Annotated in this window: 14 protein-coding genes; 12 read left to right on the top strand and 2 right to left on the bottom strand. The window is 68.5% G+C overall.

Going from position 1 to position 17,208, the window contains the following annotated elements:
- Positions 1 to 326 precede the first annotated feature (326 nt).
- Genes ACP7AZ_RS10075 through dnaQ form a run of 5 tightly spaced genes read left to right on the top strand, consistent with a single transcriptional unit; the run spans position 327 to position 3,992 of the window.
- Positions 327 to 1,196, top strand: coding sequence for a pyruvate, water dikinase regulatory protein (locus ACP7AZ_RS10075; protein WP_426038523.1), 870 nt, complete (start codon positions 327 to 329; stop codon positions 1,194 to 1,196).
- On the top strand, positions 1,193 to 1,798 hold the full coding sequence (locus ACP7AZ_RS10070; protein ID WP_426038522.1) for a Maf family protein: 606 nt from the start codon (positions 1,193 to 1,195) through the stop codon (positions 1,796 to 1,798). The genes ACP7AZ_RS10075 and ACP7AZ_RS10070 overlap by 4 nt, the downstream gene beginning before the upstream one ends.
- The gene (locus tag ACP7AZ_RS10065) at positions 1,795 to 2,625 is read left to right on the top strand and encodes a shikimate dehydrogenase family protein (protein WP_426038521.1); all 831 of its coding nucleotides are present in this window, start codon (positions 1,795 to 1,797) and stop codon (positions 2,623 to 2,625) included. The genes ACP7AZ_RS10070 and ACP7AZ_RS10065 overlap by 4 nt, the downstream gene beginning before the upstream one ends.
- Positions 2,622 to 3,263 (top strand): dephospho-CoA kinase, encoded by a 642-nt coding sequence (gene coaE / locus ACP7AZ_RS10060; protein ID WP_426038520.1) that lies wholly within the window; start codon positions 2,622 to 2,624, stop codon positions 3,261 to 3,263. Before ACP7AZ_RS10065 ends, coaE begins: the two co-directional genes overlap by 4 nt.
- Before the next feature lie 6 nt (positions 3,264 to 3,269).
- Positions 3,270 to 3,992, top strand: coding sequence for a DNA polymerase III subunit epsilon (gene dnaQ / locus ACP7AZ_RS10055; protein ID WP_426038519.1), 723 nt, complete (start codon positions 3,270 to 3,272; stop codon positions 3,990 to 3,992).
- Positions 3,993 to 3,994: 2 nt separating this feature from the next.
- Here the strand turns inward: dnaQ and secB are convergent, their stop codons facing one another.
- Positions 3,995 to 4,498: a protein-export chaperone SecB gene (secB, locus tag ACP7AZ_RS10050; RefSeq protein ID WP_426038518.1), complete on the bottom strand. Its 504-nt coding sequence runs from the start codon at positions 4,496 to 4,498 to the stop codon at positions 3,995 to 3,997.
- 276 nt (positions 4,499 to 4,774) lie between these two features.
- Between secB and timA the strand changes: the two genes are divergently transcribed.
- The 3 genes from timA to ACP7AZ_RS10035 all read left to right on the top strand — a co-directional run bounded on the left by timA (position 4,775) and on the right by ACP7AZ_RS10035 (position 7,063).
- Positions 4,775 to 5,425, top strand: coding sequence for a TIM44-related membrane protein TimA (timA, locus tag ACP7AZ_RS10045; protein WP_426038517.1), 651 nt, complete (start codon positions 4,775 to 4,777; stop codon positions 5,423 to 5,425).
- Positions 5,426 to 5,462: 37 nt separating this feature from the next.
- Entirely contained in the window at positions 5,463 to 6,527 is a 1,065-nt protein-coding gene (locus ACP7AZ_RS10040) for an MltA domain-containing protein (RefSeq protein WP_426038516.1), read from the top strand.
- 131 nt (positions 6,528 to 6,658) lie between these two features.
- Positions 6,659 to 7,063, top strand: a complete 405-nt coding sequence (locus tag ACP7AZ_RS10035; protein ID WP_426038515.1) for a BLUF domain-containing protein — start codon at positions 6,659 to 6,661, stop codon at positions 7,061 to 7,063.
- A 1-nt stretch (position 7,064) separates the two neighbouring features.
- Here the strand turns inward: ACP7AZ_RS10035 and ACP7AZ_RS10030 are convergent, their stop codons facing one another.
- On the bottom strand, positions 7,065 to 8,588 hold the full coding sequence (locus ACP7AZ_RS10030; RefSeq protein ID WP_426038514.1) for a helicase HerA-like domain-containing protein: 1,524 nt from the start codon (positions 8,586 to 8,588) through the stop codon (positions 7,065 to 7,067).
- A gap of 230 nt (positions 8,589 to 8,818) precedes the next feature.
- Here ACP7AZ_RS10030 and ACP7AZ_RS10025 point away from each other — a divergent pair, with 230 nt between their 5' ends.
- From ACP7AZ_RS10025 to ACP7AZ_RS10010, 4 genes are all read left to right on the top strand, one after another.
- On the top strand, positions 8,819 to 9,967 hold the full coding sequence (locus ACP7AZ_RS10025; protein WP_426038513.1) for an AI-2E family transporter: 1,149 nt from the start codon (positions 8,819 to 8,821) through the stop codon (positions 9,965 to 9,967).
- A 317-nt stretch (positions 9,968 to 10,284) separates the two neighbouring features.
- Positions 10,285 to 11,145, top strand: coding sequence for an outer membrane protein (locus tag ACP7AZ_RS10020; protein ID WP_426038512.1), 861 nt, complete (start codon positions 10,285 to 10,287; stop codon positions 11,143 to 11,145).
- Positions 11,146 to 11,356: 211 nt separating this feature from the next.
- The gene (locus ACP7AZ_RS10015) at positions 11,357 to 16,264 is read left to right on the top strand and encodes an NAD-glutamate dehydrogenase (RefSeq protein ID WP_426038511.1); all 4,908 of its coding nucleotides are present in this window, start codon (positions 11,357 to 11,359) and stop codon (positions 16,262 to 16,264) included.
- A complete protein-coding gene (locus tag ACP7AZ_RS10010; protein ID WP_426038510.1) occupies positions 16,264 to 16,731 on the top strand; it encodes a universal stress protein in 468 nt (155 codons plus the stop codon). Before ACP7AZ_RS10015 ends, ACP7AZ_RS10010 begins: the two co-directional genes overlap by 1 nt.
- The last annotated feature ends 477 nt before the right edge of the window (positions 16,732 to 17,208 follow it).

Genomic DNA, 17,208 nt, shown 5'->3' with positions numbered 1-17,208 from the left:
GGGCAAAACCCTTAACAAAGCCTTAATGCCCGGGGCTCAGCCGGGCGTTTGACCCGAGGCGGGATTGGGGGGCGTTTACCATTCGTTAAGCATTTCCCCAGTCGAACCGATCGCTGATCAGGGGGAGGGGATGATCCGTTGTCGGACAAGGCGCGTGCTCCACCTGTGTCCCCGCTCGCCGGGCGGCGAGGCCCGCGCTATAGGTTTCGGCGCCCCGACCGAGGTTGGCGGCGCCCAGTCCGGTCCACAGGAATCCTCGCCATTCGCACCCCCTCTGATGTGGTTTTCCCTCGCCGGGATCCGGCGCTCCCGTCGCGGGGTCCGCGATGAGCCCCGCCCGGCCCGCGGGGGCGTCGCGGCTGGCGACCTATTTCCATGTCCATCTGGTCTCGGACTCGACCGGCGAGACGCTGAACGCGATGGCCAAGGCGGTCACGGCCCGGTTCGACGGCGTCATCCCGATCGAGCACATCTATGCGCTTGTCCGGTCCGAAAAGCAGATGGAGCGAGTTCTGGCAGAGGTGGCTGCGGCGCCGGGCGTCGTCCTGCACACCATCGTCGATCGCGACCTGCGCGCCCAGCTGGAGGAAGGTTGCCGGGCGCTCGACATGCCGCACATCGGGGCGCTGGATCCGCTGGTCGGAGCCCTGTCGCGGTATCTCGGCGCGGCCCTGTCGACGCGGGTCGGGGCACAGCACGCCCTGGACCACGACTATTTCAACCGGATCGGGGCGCTGGACTACGCTATGGCCCACGACGACGGTCAGGGCACGGCCGAACAGCTGGAGGGCGCTGACGTCGTCCTGGTGGGGGTCAGCCGGACGTCCAAGACCCCGACCTGCATCTATCTCGCCCATCGGGGCGTCCGCGCCGCGAACGTGCCTCTGGTGCCGGGGCAGGAGGACGGCGAACGGCTGGTCGGATTGAAGAATCCGCTGATCGTCGGTCTGACCGTCTCACCCGACCGGCTGGTGCAGATCCGCCGGAACCGGCTGGACGGGCTGAACGCCACCCATGCCTCATCCTACGTCGAGCCGGACGCGGTGCGTGAGGAGACGATCAAGGCCAGGCGCGCCTTCGAAAAGCGGGGCTGGCCCACCATCGACGTGACCCGCCGTTCGGTCGAGGAGACGGCGGCCGCGATCCTGAACCTGCTGACTGAACGCCGCACCCGCCGTCTGGGAGCATCCTGGTGACCGGGGAAACGACCGAGAGGCTGATCCTCGCGTCCCGCAGCGCCGCCCGTCGCGCCATGCTGACCGGCGCCGGCGTGCCGTTCGTCGCCGAGGACGCGGGGGTGGACGAGGACGTCATCAAGACCTCGCTGGCTGGGATCGATCCGGCCGAACTGGCGCTGGAGCTGGCCCGGGCCAAGGCGCTGGCGATTTCCAGGCATGATCCGGAGGCCTGGGTGCTGGGCTCGGACCAGACTCTGGATTTCGACGGTGACATGATCTCCAAGGCGCCGAACCTGACCGTGGCCCGGGAGCGGTTGCACACTCTGCGCGGCCGCACCCACCATCTCAACTCCGCGGCTGCCCTGGCCAACAACGGCGCGGTGGTCTGGTCAGGCGTCGAGACCGCGCGGCTGACGATGCGCCAGTTCTCCGACGACTTCCTCGACGCCTATCTGGACGCCGAGGGTGAAGGCCTGCTGGGTTCCGTCGGCTGCTATCGGCTGGAGGGAATGGGCTCCCAGCTCTTCGACTGCGTCGAGGGCGATTACTTCACCGTCCTGGGCATGCCGCTGTGGCCCGTGTTGGCCCAACTGCGGCGCGCGGGAGTGATCCGGACATGATCCGCGCCCGGATCACGGGGGCGGTGAAGGTCGGCGGCATCGTCGGCAATCCCGTCACCCACTCGCTGAGCCCGGTCATCCACAACGGCTGGATCGAGGCGGCCGGCATGGACGCCGCCTATGTCGCCTTCTCGCCGAGGGACGCCGCCGGGTTCGAAACCCTTTTGGCCGCCGGCCGGGCCGGCCTGCTCAGCGGCGTCAACGTCACCGCTCCGTTCAAGGAACAGGCCTTCGCCCTGGCGGATTCAGCGTCCGGGACTGCGCGGGACAGCGGATCCGCCAATATCCTCGTCTTCCGCGACGGCGAGGTGAGGGCCGACAGCGCCGACGGCTTGGGCCTGCTGCGGGCACTGCAGGAACAGGCGCCGAAACTGTCATTGGCGGGATCGCCGGTGGTAATCCTCGGCGCCGGAGGGGCCGCACGAGCCGCCGCGGCCGCCCTGGCCGGCGCCGGGGCGCGGGTTCGCATCGTCAATCGGACGCGGGATCGGGCCGAGGCGCTCGCCGCCGATCTCGGGGGATCGGTCTCGGTCGCCGAGGGGCCGGCGGCCTTCTACGGTGCGGCCCTGGTGGTCAATGCCCTCAGTGTCCGGCCCGAGATGGATCTCGCGGCGCTGGATCCCGACACGACCGTCATGGACATGACCTACAGGCCGGTCATCACGCCCTTTCTTCAGGCCGCCCGAGACGTGGGCCTGACAACTGTGGACGGGCTCGCCATGCTGATCGGCCAGGCGGAGCCGTCGTTCGAGGCCATCTTCGGCGTCCCTCCGCCCGCGCTGGACCCGAGGCCTCTGCTGCTGGCCCATCTGGGAGAGGCGGCGTGATCCTGCTGGGCCTGACCGGCTCGATCGGCATGGGCAAGTCGACCACAACCGCCATGTTCGCCGAGCACGGCGCCCTGATCTGGAACGCCGACGACGCGGTTCACGCCCTCTACGCCCGCGGCGGGGCGGCGGTCGAGCCGGTCGGCGAGGCCTTTCCGGGCGTGGTCGTTGACGGCGCCGTGGATCGCGGGCGGCTAGCCGAAGCGCTTGGCCGCGACGAGACGGCCTTCCGGCGACTGGAGACCCTCGTCCACCCGCTCGTCGCCGCCGGCCGCATGACCGATCTGGAGGCGGCGCGGGCGGCGGGCGTGAAGCTGGCCGTCCTCGACATTCCCCTGCTGTTCGAGACCGGTGGCGACCGGGCCGTGGATGCGGTGGTCGTGGTCAGCGCCGACGCAGCCATCCAGCGTCGCCGGGTTCTGGCCCGGCCCGGAATGACAGTGGAGCGGTTCGAGGCCATTCTGGCGCGTCAGATGCCGGACGGCGACAAGCGCCGCCGCGCCGACTTCGTCATCGACACCGGCCGGGACCTCGCCGCCGCCCGGACCCGGGTCGCCGAAATCGTGGGGATCATTCTGGCGCCGGACTGGAAACCACCCCGCCGGACTCTTTCGGGCGCCGCCGAAACACCCCATTAGAAGGGCATGTCCCGCGAAATCGTCCTCGACACCGAAACCACCGGCTTCGATCCCCGCACGGGCGACCGGCTGATCGAGGTCGGCTGTATCGAGATCGAGGACCTGCTGCCGACCGGCCGGACCTTCCACCGGTTCGTCAATCCGGAGCGGCTGATCCCTGCCGACGCCATCCGGGTGCACGGCATTACTGACGACAAGGTCAAGCACGCGCCGAAATTCGCCGAGATCGTCCTCGACCTGATGGCGTTCATCGGCGAGGCCCCGGTCATCGCCCACAACGCCCAGTTCGACCGCAATTTCATCGATCATGAGTGCGGTCGCTGCGGTCACGCCCTGCTGCACGAGACCCGCTGGATCGACACGCTGCAGCTGGCCCAGAAGCGCTGGCCGGGCATGCCCAACTCGCTGGACGCCCTGTGCAAACGCTACAAGGTCAGCCTCGTCGACCGTTCGTTCCACGGCGCCCTGATCGACGCCCGCCTTCTGGCCGAGGTCTATCTGGAGCTGAAAGGCGGCAAGGAGCGTGTGCTGGACCTGTCCAGTCGTCGCGAGAGCCAGGCCGCCGCAGCCCATGCGGCCGCCGGCGGCTATCAGCCACGATCACGGCCGCTCACGCCGCGGATTCACCCCGAAGAGGCCGAGGCGCACCGCGCCTTCCTGCTGGCGACGCTTAAAGACCAGTCGCTGTGGGCCGGTTACGGGCTCGAGGTCGTCGAGCCCGCTGCCTGACTTCAGGCCTGGCCGGTCGCGTCCGGCTGGGCGGCGATCTGTTGCTGGCGCGCCGCATAGATGCCGGCGAAGTCGATCGGATCCAGCATGAAGGGCGGATAGAAGCCGCCGTCCGCGGTCGCCCCGGCCACGATCTCCCGGGCGAAGGGGAACAGATAGCGCGGGCATTCGATCAGCAGCATCGCTTCGATCGCGTCTTCCGGCACGCCTTCGAGCTGGAACAGGCCGCCGTACAGCAGCTCGACCTGGAAGACCGGCATCGTGTCGGTCAAGGCCTTGATCGACAGCTTGACGTCGACTTCAAACAGGCCGTCGGGACGACCCTGGGCGTTGAGCTCGACGCCCATGTCGATCTGGGGCTTGCCCTCGAGGCGCAGGCTGTCGGGGGCCCTGGGGTTCTCGAACGACAGGTCGCGGACGTACTGCGCCAGGATGCGGAAGCCCAGGGTGGCGGGGCGTTCGGTCGGGTTGGCGCCGTTGGCGTCGGCGGGCGAAACGTCGGTCATGGAGGCGAAGCCGTTCAATATGGCGGAAAAGCGAGGCGCCGCGACTAGCATCAGCCCGGACGTCCCGCAACTTTCCCTCTTCCAGGAAGCTACCGCCCGCCGCGCGGCGGCTCGCTGCCTGAGCGGGTTCGGGGCGCGCTGAGGGGTCGCGGCGGCATGTCACAACTCGCCCGGGGTGCGTCGCGGCTTGCGCACGCCCATATCAGACCGTAATCGTCCTGTCCGACGCGCCCGGCCCTCATGGTCGGGATCAGGACGCCATCCCAGGGATACCCCGTGCCGGTACAGTTCCAGCTCGTCATCTTCGCCGTAATCGCCGCGGTCGTCCTGTTCCAGCTCTACAATGTGCTGGGCAAGAAGGTCGGCCGTCAGCCGCAGGAGGACGCCAAGACGCCAGCCCTGCCCGCTACGGGCGTGACCGGTCCCGAAGCCCAGGCCCGCGTGCCCGCGCTTGACGCCGCCACCCTGGCTGCCGCCGCCTCGCTTCGCGCCCGCGACCCGGCCTTCGATCCGGCCAAGTTCATTGACGGCGCCCGCCAGGCCTATGAAACCATCGTGCGGGGCTATGCCTCCGGCGATCGCGCGGCCCTGAAGCCGCTTCTGACCCCCGCGGTCCTCGCCTCGTTCGAGACCGGCATCGCCGCCCGCGAGACCCGGGGCGAGACCGAGCAGGTCGAATTCCTGCATGCGCCGCGCGCCGACCTGGAACTGGCCTCGGCCGAGGGCGACCGCGCTGTCGCCAAGGTCCGGTTCCTGGCCGAGATCCGCTCCAAGGTCATTCCGCCCGAGGCCGAGGCGACTCCGGGCGCTCCGGCCGAGCCCCGCATCGAAGAGCGTCGCACGGCCGAGCACTGGACCTTCGAACGGTCCCTGGGGGCCGCAGACCCCAACTGGGTCCTCGCCCGCGTCGAACCCGCCAACGCCTAGGGACGGCCGCGCCTTGGGACTCGACCTGAGGCTCGTAATGGCGGGCGCGCTCCTGCTCCTGGCGGGGTGTGCGACGCCCCGGTCCGGGCCTCCGGTCTCGCCGACGGGTCCCACGCCCACCGCTCCGCCGCAGGTTTCCAGCCTGCCGGGCCCGCAGAGCCTTCCCGGCTGGGCCGATGAAGACCACCTCGCCGCCTTCCAGGCCTATGCCGAGACCTGCCGCGTCGCGCGTGAGCCGGCTGCCGTGCGTCAGTGCGAGCGAGCCCAGCACATCAGGCGGACATCACGCCCGGTGACGCCTTCCATGGCCAGGGCCTTCTTCGAGGACGGCTTCGGGATCGTGGAAGCTCCACCCGCCGAGAGCCGGTCGCCCCTGCTGACCGCCTATTTTGCTCCCGAGTACCCGGCCCGGCGCACCCCGGACCGGGAGTTCGATACCCCCGTTCTCGGCCGCCCCTCCGGCTGGTCGCGCGGCCAGGTTCTGGACGAGCGCGCCGTGATCGAGGCCGGGCCCTCGCCCTCGCCGCCCCTGGCCTGGATGCGCGCCGAGGACCTGTTCTTCCTCCAGATCCAGGGGTCCGGTTATCTGACGTTCGAGGACGGATCCAAGGCGCGCGCCGCCTATGCCGCCGACAACGGGCGGAGCTTCGTCGGCATCGCCCGGCCGATGGCGGAGCGCGGCCTCCTGCCGACGAACGGAACCTCGGGCGACGCGATCCGCGCCTGGCTGGCGGCCCATCGCGGGCCGGAGGCGCGGGCGATCACGGCCCTGAACCCCCGCTACATCTATTTCTCGCTGGACCCCGACGACGGCGGACATCCGGCGGGCGCGGCCGGCGTTCCCCTGCAGGCGCGGCGGGCTATCGCGGTGGATCCGGCCAGTTGGACCTATGGTGATCTGGTGTGGATCTCGGCCGGCGCCGGAAACCTGGTCGGGGCGCGGCATGGCTACACCGGCCTGGTCATGGCGCTGGACACCGGCTCGGCCATTCGCGGCCCGGTGCGCGCCGATCTCTACATGGGCCGGGGCGAGGCCGCGGGGGCAGAGGCCGGGGCTGTGCGGCATCCCCTGCGCATGTGGCGGCTGGTTGCGAGACCCTGACTCTCCCCGCTGAATTCCCGCGCTGTTAGGGTTTCTGGTGAAAAGCGCCTAGATGGGCGGCGGATTCGCCGCCTGGCCATCCTCCCATGACATCCCCGACCGTTCGCACGCCGCAGCCCCTCACGGAGCGCGTGCTCGAACGCCTCGTGTATCGCAGCGATGCTGTGGGCGCAGCCGACGGTCCGATGGACCTGTCAGAGATCGTGGCGACCTCGGTGCGCAACAATGGCCGACGCCGGATCACCGGCGCGCTGGCCTATCAGGCAGGAACCTTCGTCCAGGTGCTGGAGGGTGATCCCGAAGCGCTGACCGCCCTGATGGCGGACATCGAGGCCGACCCGCGGCACCGCAATGTGCGCGTCCTGGCTCGCTGGCCGGTTCAGGCCCAGCTGTTCCTCGGCTGGGCCATGGTGCTGGTCGACACCCGCAAACTGTCGCCCCATCTGTCCAAACTCCTGTCCCAGACGGGGTCGGGCGCCCAGGTTACGACCGTCATCGCCGAACTGGCCAACGCCCGTCTGGGCTCGATGGTCTAGCCTAGCGGCGCAAGCCTCCCAGAATGCCGCGCAGCAGTTCCCGTGTCAGGGTAGAGCCTGCCGTGCGCAGGACCGACTTGGTCAGGGCCTCCATCGGAGTCTGACGGTTCGATTTGCGCGGCGCCCTGGGCGCGGGCGGCGCCTTCGGAGCCGCGGGAGCACGACCTTGCGGCGCAGGCTTCGCGGCAGGTGCGGTCGCGGCCTCCGTTTGCGCGCGGCGGGCGGCGAGGATTTCCTCGGCGGACTCGCGGTCCGCGACGGTGTCATAGACACCCTTCACCGGGCCGGCCGCCATGACGGCGGCGCGTTCGGCATCGGTGGCGGGCCCCAGGCGGCTGTCCGGCGGACGGATCAGGGTGCGGGCGACGACGCGCGGCGCCCCCTTCTCGTCCAGCGTTGAGACCAGGGCCTCGCCAGTGCCCAGCGCCTGGATGGCGTCGGCCGTATCGAAGGCCGGATTGACCCGGAAACTGTCCGAGGCCGCCTTCAGTCCGCGCTGATCGGACGGGGTGTAGGCCCGCAGCGCATGCTGGATGCGGTTGCCGAGCTGGGCCAGGACGCTGTCCGGGATATCGGCAGGGTTCTGGGTGATGAAATAGATCCCGACCCCCTTGGACCGGATCAGGCGCACGACCTGTTCGACTTTTTCCAGCAGGGGCTTGGGCGCATCCCTGAACAGCAGGTGGGCCTCGTCGAAGAAGAAGACGAGACGAGGTTTCTCGGGGTCGCCGATCTCGGGCAGCTGTTCGAACAGCTCGGACATCAGCCAAAGCAGGAAGGCGCCATACAGGCGCGGGCTGTTCATCAGGCGCGTCGAGTCGAGCACATTGACCTGACCCAAAACACGTCCTTGGCCGTCCAGCGAAGTCCGCATCATGTCGGTCAGTTTCAGAGCGGGTTCGCCGAAGAAGGCGTCGCCGCCGTCCTGTTCCAGCTGCAGCAGGGCGCGCTGGATCGAGGCGATCGAGGCGGGGGCGACATTGCCGACCTCGCGGCCGATGCGGGCGGCGTTCTCGGCGACATAGGTCAGCATGGAGCGCAGGTCGTCGAGGTCCAGCAGCAGCAGGCCCTCCTTGTCGGCGACGTGGAAGGCGACGGTCAGGACGCCTTCCTGCACGTCATTGAGGTCCAGCATCCGCGCCATCAGCAGCGGCCCGATCTCCGATACGGTTGCCCGGACGGGGTGGCCCTTCTGTCCGTACAGATCCCAGAACACCGTCGGCGCGGCCTTCGGCGCCAGGGTCAGGTTCATCCCGGCGGCGCGGGCCAGCAGCTTCTCATTCGGGGTTCCGACCTGGCTGATGCCCGAAAGGTCTCCCTTCACGTCGGCGCAGAAGACCGGGACGCCCATCTCGGAAAAGCCCTGGGCCATGATCTGCAGCGTGACGGTCTTGCCGGTGCCGGTCGCACCCGCGATCACCCCGTGCCGGTTGGCCCGATTCCACAGCAGGATCTCGCTTTTGGTCGTCCCCCCATCGGCGGACTGGCCCAGGAACAGGCCGGGGCTGGCGGCGGCATCGGTCATGCGATGGTCTCCCTGGAGCCTGATCGTTTGAGACGGAAGCACTTTGCACTTCTGTCAAAAGCGTGAATCAGGCTTTCGCTGATATCTGGAGCAGGATTCACGGTATCAGCGGACTCGCGAAACGATTCCTCCTCAGCCGATCCTGCTCTAGATGCTGATGATTAGCCGTGGCGCGGGCCATAGCCAATCGACGATTGACCGGCGCTGCGACGCCCCCGAAAAGACCAGTCATGAAACCACCGATCGCCGTTCCGACATCGACTGTGGCCCGCAATGCCCTGGTGACCCTGGCCGTGGTGGCTGGAGGCGCGGCGCTTTACTGGCTGCGGGACATCCTGACGCCGCTGGCGATGGCGATCTTCCTGTTGATCATGATCGACGGGGTGAAGCGGTTCATCGAGGACCGGACGCGTCTGCCCCGTCACTGGGCCGGGACGGCGGCCCTGGCCGTCGTGGTCCTGGCTTTCCTGGCCTCCATCGCCTTCATCGTGAACGGGGCGGCCGGGTTCTTCACCGACGCCTCGGGGGTGTCCAGCGGCATCGGGCCCCGGATCGACGCCATCATCGCTGACGGCGGGCGGCTGTTCGGCATGGCGACGCCCCCGACGGCCCATGAGCTGTTCGCCGGGCTGGATATCCGCGGCTATCTGACCACCCTGGCCTTCCAGGTGCAGGGGGTTGTCTCCGGCGCCTTCTTCGTCATGGTCTACCTGGCCTTCCTGCTGGCGGCCCAGACGGGCTTCCGGCGCAAGCTGGTCAATCTGTTCCCCAACCGGGAGGCGCGCCAGGAGGCCAGCGAGGTGTTCGAGCGCGTGCGCAGCGGGGTCGAGGGCTATCTGTGGGTCCAGACCGTGACCGGGGGCATCATCTGCGTCGCCGCCTGGATCCTGATGCGTCTGGTGGGCCTGCAGAACGCCGAGTTCTGGACCTTCGTCATCTTCGTGGTCGGCTTCATTCCGGTGCTGGGCGGAGCGATCGCCGGTCTCGCGCCGCCCCTGTTCGCCCTGGTCCAATTCCCGACCTACTGGCCGGCCCTGATCCTGCTGGTGGGGCTGCAGCTGATCCTGTTCGTGGTCGGCAACGCGATCCAGCCGCGCATGCAGGGCGAAAACCAGAACATCGACCCGGTCGCGGTTCTTCTGGCCCTGGCCCTGTGGGGCAAGATGTGGGGCGTGGTCGGCATGTTCCTGTCGACGCCCCTTGCGGTCATGGCCATGGCGATCCTGGCCGAGTTCAAGGGATCGATGTGGATCGCGATCCTCCTGTCGGGGAACGGCAGGCCCTTTGCCGACGAGGCGGAGGAAGAGCGGCCGCACAAGCCGCCGGCCCGCCGTCCGGCCCGCGTCAAACCGCCGCGCGCCGGAGTCGCAGAACCCTGAAACCCGACCCCTTGCGGCCCGGTTCTGTCGATCCCATCTGCCATCCAGACGTCGCGGCCCCCTCCCCTCCCCAAGGCCGCGGCGGCATCGACCGGCGCCCGTTCCCCCCTCCAGCGCCGGTCCAAGAGAGGCCGTCGGACGCCCGTCCGACGGCCTTTTTCTTTGCCGAATCAGTGATGCGTTGAGCACCCCGCCCTCCCTGAAATCCACGCGCGCACCGCATCTGTGAGGAACGCGCGGACGTCCCTGTCGTTAGGCTCGCCGGAAGGGTTGCCTCGCCGCGCTTCTGCGTCGCGTTCGACCAAGGACGGAAAAACATGATCAAAATCATCTCCACGGCCGCCACGGCGCTGCTTCTCATGGGTGTCGCCGCGCCGGCCATGGCCCAGAACTGGATGCCGAACGGGGCCGCCACGCCCGACTGGTCGGGCCCCTATGTCGGCGTCTACGGCAGCGCCACAAAGGCCAACGACCAGGACGACGAGCGTCTCCGGTTCGACCGAAACCTGGACGGAAACTTCGGCGATACGGTCGTCACTACGACTGGCGCCGACGCCTTCAGCGCCGGTTCGTGCGGCGGCTCGGCCAACAGCAATGTGCCGACCGCCGGCTGTGATGACGACGCCAGCGGCTCCGAAGGCGGCATTCGCGCAGGCTGGGACTTCCAGTTCGGCTCTTTCGTGGTCGGAGCCGTGGCGGAATACTCGGGCTTTGCGGGCGCTGAAGACAGCGTGACCTCCTATTCGACCACGCCGGCCTCCTACACCTTCGAGCGCAAGCTTCAGAACCTGGCCGCCCTGCGCGCCCGGGTCGGCTACGCCTTGGGTCCGGCCTTGATCTATGGCACGGCAGGCGGCGCGACCGGCGAAATGTCGAACCAGTTCTACTCGTCGAACACCCAGAACAGCTTCACCGCCACTACGGATGACGACCAGGCCGACGGCTACCAGGCCGGCGGCGGCGTTGAATACATGCTGGCTCCGAACCTCAGCGTGACCGGTGAGTATCTCTACACCTCGCTGGAAGCGCCCGACTTCGACATCCGCGTCGGGCGGGGCAATGCAATCGCAACCAATCCCTTCGTTCTGACCCCCAACACCACGGGTACGGACATGCGACGCTCCAACGGCCGCTTCGGCCTGCATGCGGTCCGGATCGGCATGAACTACCGTTTCTGATCTTCCCCTCGATCAGTGAACGGTGATCAGACGCCGGGTTCTCGAAAGAGGACCCGGCGTTTGTCGTTTCCGGCCTTCCCCGGCCGCGCGGACCGGCCTATCCAGCCATCAGGGACGGGACGCGTCGTCTTGGTGATACCGCAGTAACAATCGATCGATAGCGTCCGGTCCAGACCCTGGCGGCCCTGCCGCGCCTTTCGAGACCCTGCCCATGCCCGGCGACCTCCGCACCTCCTCCCAGCCCTCCAGCCCGGAGGCGCTGCAACGGGCCTTCGCGGAGGCTCTGGGAGGCGGAGGGACCCTGGACGGGCTGGAGCAGTCTTTCGTCACCCAGTCCTGGGAAGACTACGCCGAGGACGAGACGCCGGAGCTGGCGGGAGAAGACGTCGGCGCCGTTCTGGCCGACGCCTGGCGCTGGGCTGAACGCAGGACGCCAGGCGAATCCCGGGTTCTGGTCCAGCCGTTGTCCGCCGCCGGGGGCCGCGCGACCCCCTATGACGTCCTTCGCATCGTTCAGGACGACAGGCCCTTCCTGGTCGACAGCGTCATGGGCGAACTGGCGGACACCGGCGTTTCGGTCCGCGCCCTGTTCCACCCGGTCCTGAATCTGGCCCGACAGGCTGACGGCACGCGCAAGGCCGCCGCCGACGCCCGGGAATCCCTGATCGTCCTTGTCATCGATCCCCTGCCGCCCGAACGCCGCGAGGCGCTCAAGGCCGGCGTCGAACAGACCCTGGCCGACGTGCACACCGCCGTCGCCGACTACCCGGCCATGAACGAACTGATGGCGCGCTCGATCGCCCATCTGGAAGCCTGCCCAGGCGGCATCGACCCGGAGATCGTGGCCGAGAACCTGGAGTTCCTGCGCTCGCTCAACGACGACGCCTTCGTCTTCCTGGGCGCCCGCGACTACGACTATCCGCGCACCTCGGACGGCGGCTATGCGGCCGAGGCCCCGCTGGACCAGTCCGCCGCCGGCGTCGGCGTCCTGCGCGATCCCGAGCGGACGGTTCTGAGGCGCACCTCGGAGCCCGCCGTCCTGACCGCCCAGATGAAGCGCCAGATCGACCTGTCGGATCCGGTCACCGTGGCCAAGGCCAATCTGCGCAGCCGCGTCCATCGCCGCGCCTATATGGATTACGTCGGCGTCAAACGGTACGGCGACGACGGCCGTCCTTCGGGCGAGACCCGCTTCGTCGGCCTGTTCACCGCCGAGGCCTATGACCGACCGCCGTCACAGGTGCCGCTGATCCGCAGGAAGGTCGCCAAGGTCCTCGACCGCGCCGGAAAGGCGCCCGGCAGTCACAACGAGAAGCGGTTGAAGAACATCCTGGAGAACTATCCCCGGGACGAACTCTTCCAGATTTCGGAAGACGAGCTGCTGACGACGGCTCTGGGCATCCTGCACCTGTTCGACCGGCCCCGGATCAAGATCTTCACCCGCAAAGACCCGTTCGACCGGTTTGTTTCCGTCCTCGCCTTCGTGCCGCGCGAGCGGTTCGACGCCGGGGTGCGCGAGCGGATCGGCCGCATCCTGGCCCGGGCCTGGGGCGGACGTCTGTCGGCCTGGTATCCGCAGCTGTCGGACGCGCCCCTGGTGCGCATCCACTACATCATCGGCGTGACCCCCGGCGATCATCCGACTCCGGACGCGCGGGCTCTGGACGCCGAGATCATCGAGACCGGCCGCAGCTGGGTCGATCGCTTCGAGGGCGCACTCCGCGCCGCCGAGGTCGACGACAGCCAGATCGGCTCCATGAGCGCCCGCTGGGCCGAAGCCTTCGGACCGGGCTACCGGGATCGCTACGACGCCGCAGAGGCGGTCAATGACCTGCGGGAAATCGATCGCCTGAACGAAACGGGCGACACGACCGTCGGCGAACCTGTCGCCGTGCGCGCCTTCCGCCATGCCGACGACAGCCCGCTGCAATTCCGTTTCAAACTCTATCGTCGCGGCGCGGCGGTGCCCTTGTCCGACGTTCTGCCGGTCCTGGCCGATATGGGCTTGAAGACGCTGGAGGAATTCGGCCACGCCATCCGGCCCGCCGGCCAGACCGGCTCGGCCCAGGAAATCCACGTTCACGAATTCCTGCTGGAGGATCCGCGCGGCGCAGCGCTCGAGTTCGGCGACATCAAGGGCCCGTTCGAAGTGGCCTTCTCGGCCGTCTGGTCCGGCCAGACCGAGAGCGACGGTTTCAACCGTCTGGTGCTCGAACTCGGCGTCGGCTGGCGCGAGGCCGCCCTGATCCGCACCCTGGCCCGTTATCGCCAGCAGACGGGTCTCGATCCCTCCCAGGCGTTGCAGGAAGAGGCGCTGCGCGACTATCCCGCCATCGCCCGCGCCCTTCTGTCCTTCTTCGCCTGCAAATTCGACCCGGCTCACGGGGGTCCGGCCGATGATCGTGCGTCGGCGTGCACCGAACTGACGGACAAGATCAACGCCCTGCTGATGGACGTGAAGTCGCTGGACCATGACCGGGCGCTGCGCCGGATGATGGCCCTGGTCGGGGCGATCAAGCGCACCAACTATTACCAGGCGACGGCCGATGGCGGCTTCAAGCCGCACATCTCGATCAAGATCGCCTCGCGCGAACTCGACGACCTGCCCCTGCCCAAACCCTATCGCGAGATCTTCGTCTGGGCGCCGCACATCGAGGGCGTCCACCTGCGCTTCGGCCCGGTCGCGCGCGGGGGCCTGCGCTGGTCGGACCGCCGCGACGATTTCCGCACCGAGGTCCTGGGTCTGGTGAAGGCCCAGCAGGTCAAGAACGCCGTCATCGTGCCAGTCGGCTCCAAGGGCGGCTTCTTCCCGAAATACCTGTCGGGTATCGTGCGCGCCGGCGGCGATCGCGACGCCCAGCAGGCCGAGGCCATCCGCGCCTACAAGACCTTCCTGTCGGGCCTGCTGGACATCACCGACAACATCGCCGCCGACGGCAATGTCATCCATCCCGCCAACGTCGTCGCCTTCGAGGGGGACGATCCCTATCTGGTCGTGGCCGCTGACAAGGGGACGGCGACCTTCTCCGACATCGCTAACGGGGTCTCGGCCGACTACGGTTTCTGGCTCGACGACGCCTTCGCCTCGGGCGGGTCGGTCGGCTACGACCACAAGGCCATGGGCATCACGGCGCGGGGCGCCTGGGAGGCGGTCAAGCGCCACTTCCGCGAGATCGGCAAGGACATCCAGACCGAGCCCTTCACCGTGGTCGGCGTCGGCGACATGTCGGGCGACGTGTTCGGCAACGGCCTCCTGCTATCCAGGGCCTCGAAACTGGTCGCCGCCTTCGACCACCGCGACATCTTCATCGACCCGACCCCGGACCCGGCCCCGTCGTGGGAAGAGCGGAACCGCCTGTTCGCCCTGCCGCGCTCGTCCTGGCAGGACTATGACAAGGCGAAGATTTCCACCGGGGGCGGGGTCTTCTCGCGCTCGGCCAAGTCGATTGAACTGACCCCGGAGATCCGCGCCGCCCTCGACATCACCGAGACGGCCCTGGACCCCGTCAGCCTGATCCGCGCCATCCTGAAGGCGCCGGCGGAGCTGCTCTATCTCGGCGGCATCGGCACCTATGTGAAGTCCGCGCTCGAGACGGATGCCCAGGTCGGGGACAAGGGCACCGACGCCCTGCGCATCAACGCTGACGAACTGCGGGTCAAGGTGGTGGGAGAGGGGGCCAACCTCGGCTTCACCCAGGCGGGGCGGATCGCCTTCGCGGCCGGTGGCGGACGCATCAATACCGACGCCATCGACAACTCGGCCGGGGTCGACACCTCCGACCACGAGGTCAACATCAAGATCCTGATCGGCTCGGCGGTCACCAACGGCGTCCTGCCTCTGGCGGAGCGCGTGCCCCTTCTGGCCTCGATGACCGAAGAGGTCGGGCTGAAGGTCCTGGCCCACAACTACGACCAGACCCTGGCCCTGACCCTGCAGCAGGCTGAGGGGGCCGGCGCGCTCGACACCCAGCAGCGCTTCATGCAGGCGTTGACCGCGCGGGGCAAACTGGACCGCAAGGTCGAGGGTCTCCCGGGTGACGTCCGCATCGGCGAGATGAAGTTGGCGGGCCTGGCCCTGACCCGGCCGGAGTTGGCCGTGCTGATGGCCTACTCCAAGCTCGAACTCGCCGATGAGATCGTGGCCTCGAAGGCGCCGGAGGATCCGTTCTTCGAGGAGACCCTGGTCCGCTACTTCCCCGAACCCCTGGCCCGGTTCGAGGAGCAGATGCGCGGCCACCGGCTGCGGCGCGAGATCGTGGCCACGGTTCTGTGCAACGAGATCGTCAACATGACGGGTCCGACCTTCCCCGATCGCGTGCGGGCAGCGGCCGGGTGTGACACGACGGCCCTGGTCATCGCCTTCGAGGCCGCGCGGCGGGTCTTCCGCCTCGACGAGGCCTGGGACGCGGTCAGTGTGCTGGACCTCACGGTCCCGGCCGAGACCCAGACGGCCCTCTATCTGGAAATCTCTACCGTCCTGCGGCGCCAGACCTTCTGGCTGGCCCGTCGCGCAGGCAAGGCGGGGGCGACGGTCCAGGGACTGATCGAGGCCTATCGCCCGGCGGCCGATGCTCTGCGGGGCGCGGGCGGTGATGTCCTGTCGCGCTTCGAACAGGGGCGTCTGGCCAATCGGCTGAAGTTGTTCGCCGGCATGGGGGTGGGCGAGGCCCTTGCCCAGACCATCTCCATGCTGCGTCCCCTGGTCGCCACGGCCGACGTCGGTGATCTGGCGAGGGACGCCGGCTGGTCCGAGCCCCGGATGGCGCGCCTCTATCACCAGGTGGGCGCGGCCTTCGACTTCGACCGCCTGCGCGCCGCGGCCGGCGCCGTGCCGTCGGGCGATCATTTCGACCGCCTGGCCGTGCGTCGCCTGATCGAGGACCTGATGGCCGAACAGGTCGCCCTCACCCGCGCGGTGGCTCTGGCCTCCGAACCGGCGGTGGGCGACACCGAGTCGACCGCCGAAGCGGCCGTGGACGCCTGGATCGGACCGCGTCAGGCCGTGGTCGAAGGCGTTCGCGCCGCCGTGGACGAGATCGAGGCCTCGGGCACGGGCTGGACCTTCGCCAAACTGACCATCGCCAATGGCCAGATCCGCCAGGTCGTGGGCGCGCTTTGATGGCCCGGAAGTTTCTCGTCGTCGTTGACGACAGCCCCGAGTTCGAGGCGGCCCTGCGCTATGCCTCGCGCCGGGCGCGGTCGACCGGCGGCAGGGTGGCCCTTCTGCGGATCATTCCGGGGGGGTCGGACGAGCACTGGGCCGGGGTGCGCGACGAAATCCAGCGCCAGCAGCGGGCCGAGGCCGAAGCGCTTCTGAACCGGCTGGGCGAAGAGGCGCAGGAACGCTCGGGGGCCCAGCCGGTCTTCCTGATCGAGGAGGGCGAGCCCCAGGCGGCCATCCGCAAGGTCTGCGGCGACGATCCTGAGATCAAGATCCTGGTCCTGGCCGCCGGGACCGGCAGCCGGGGTCCGGGTCCTCTGGTGTCGGCGGTGCTGAAACAGGGCGCCGCCTTCGGCGGGCGCAAACTACCGGTCACCATCGTGCCGGGAGAGCTGACCGACGCCGAGATCGAGGATCTGGCGTAGAGCCTGATCGGCTGAGGAGGAACCGCTTCGCGAGTCCGGCAAACGATCATGTTCAAGCACAACACCTTCTCCCTCCCCCTGCCCGGAGGGCGGTTGAAGCGAAGCGGAGACCGGGCGGGGCCGGCAAGGCAAACCTCACAGGCCTGCATCCGCATCGGCCTGCCCTGCCCACCCCGTCGCTCCGCGACGACCCTCCTCCGAGTGGGAGGGAAAAGGCGCCATACCCATCAACGGACGCCCGCATTGCATCTTTGAAAACAAAGGCCGGTCCTGAAATAGAGCTCTATTCCAGCCGCCGTCGAAAACCGTGAGACACTGCTGCCGGTCTTTGACATCGCCAGCCAGCCAGCCGCCCGATGTCGAGTCTGTCGACTCTGTCGACTCTCTTTTTGGAGTTGCGGCCCCCTCTCCTTCCTCGCGCGAAAGATCAATGGGCGGACGCATCGGACGCTTCGGACGGTGTTTTGGAGTGCGGAC

This window comes from Brevundimonas sp. DC300-4 (assembly GCF_049897365.1).
Lineage (GTDB): Bacteria > Pseudomonadota > Alphaproteobacteria > Caulobacterales > Caulobacteraceae > Brevundimonas.
Note: the sequence above shows the minus strand (reverse complement) of the source record. Positions and strands in the feature narration are given on the sequence as shown.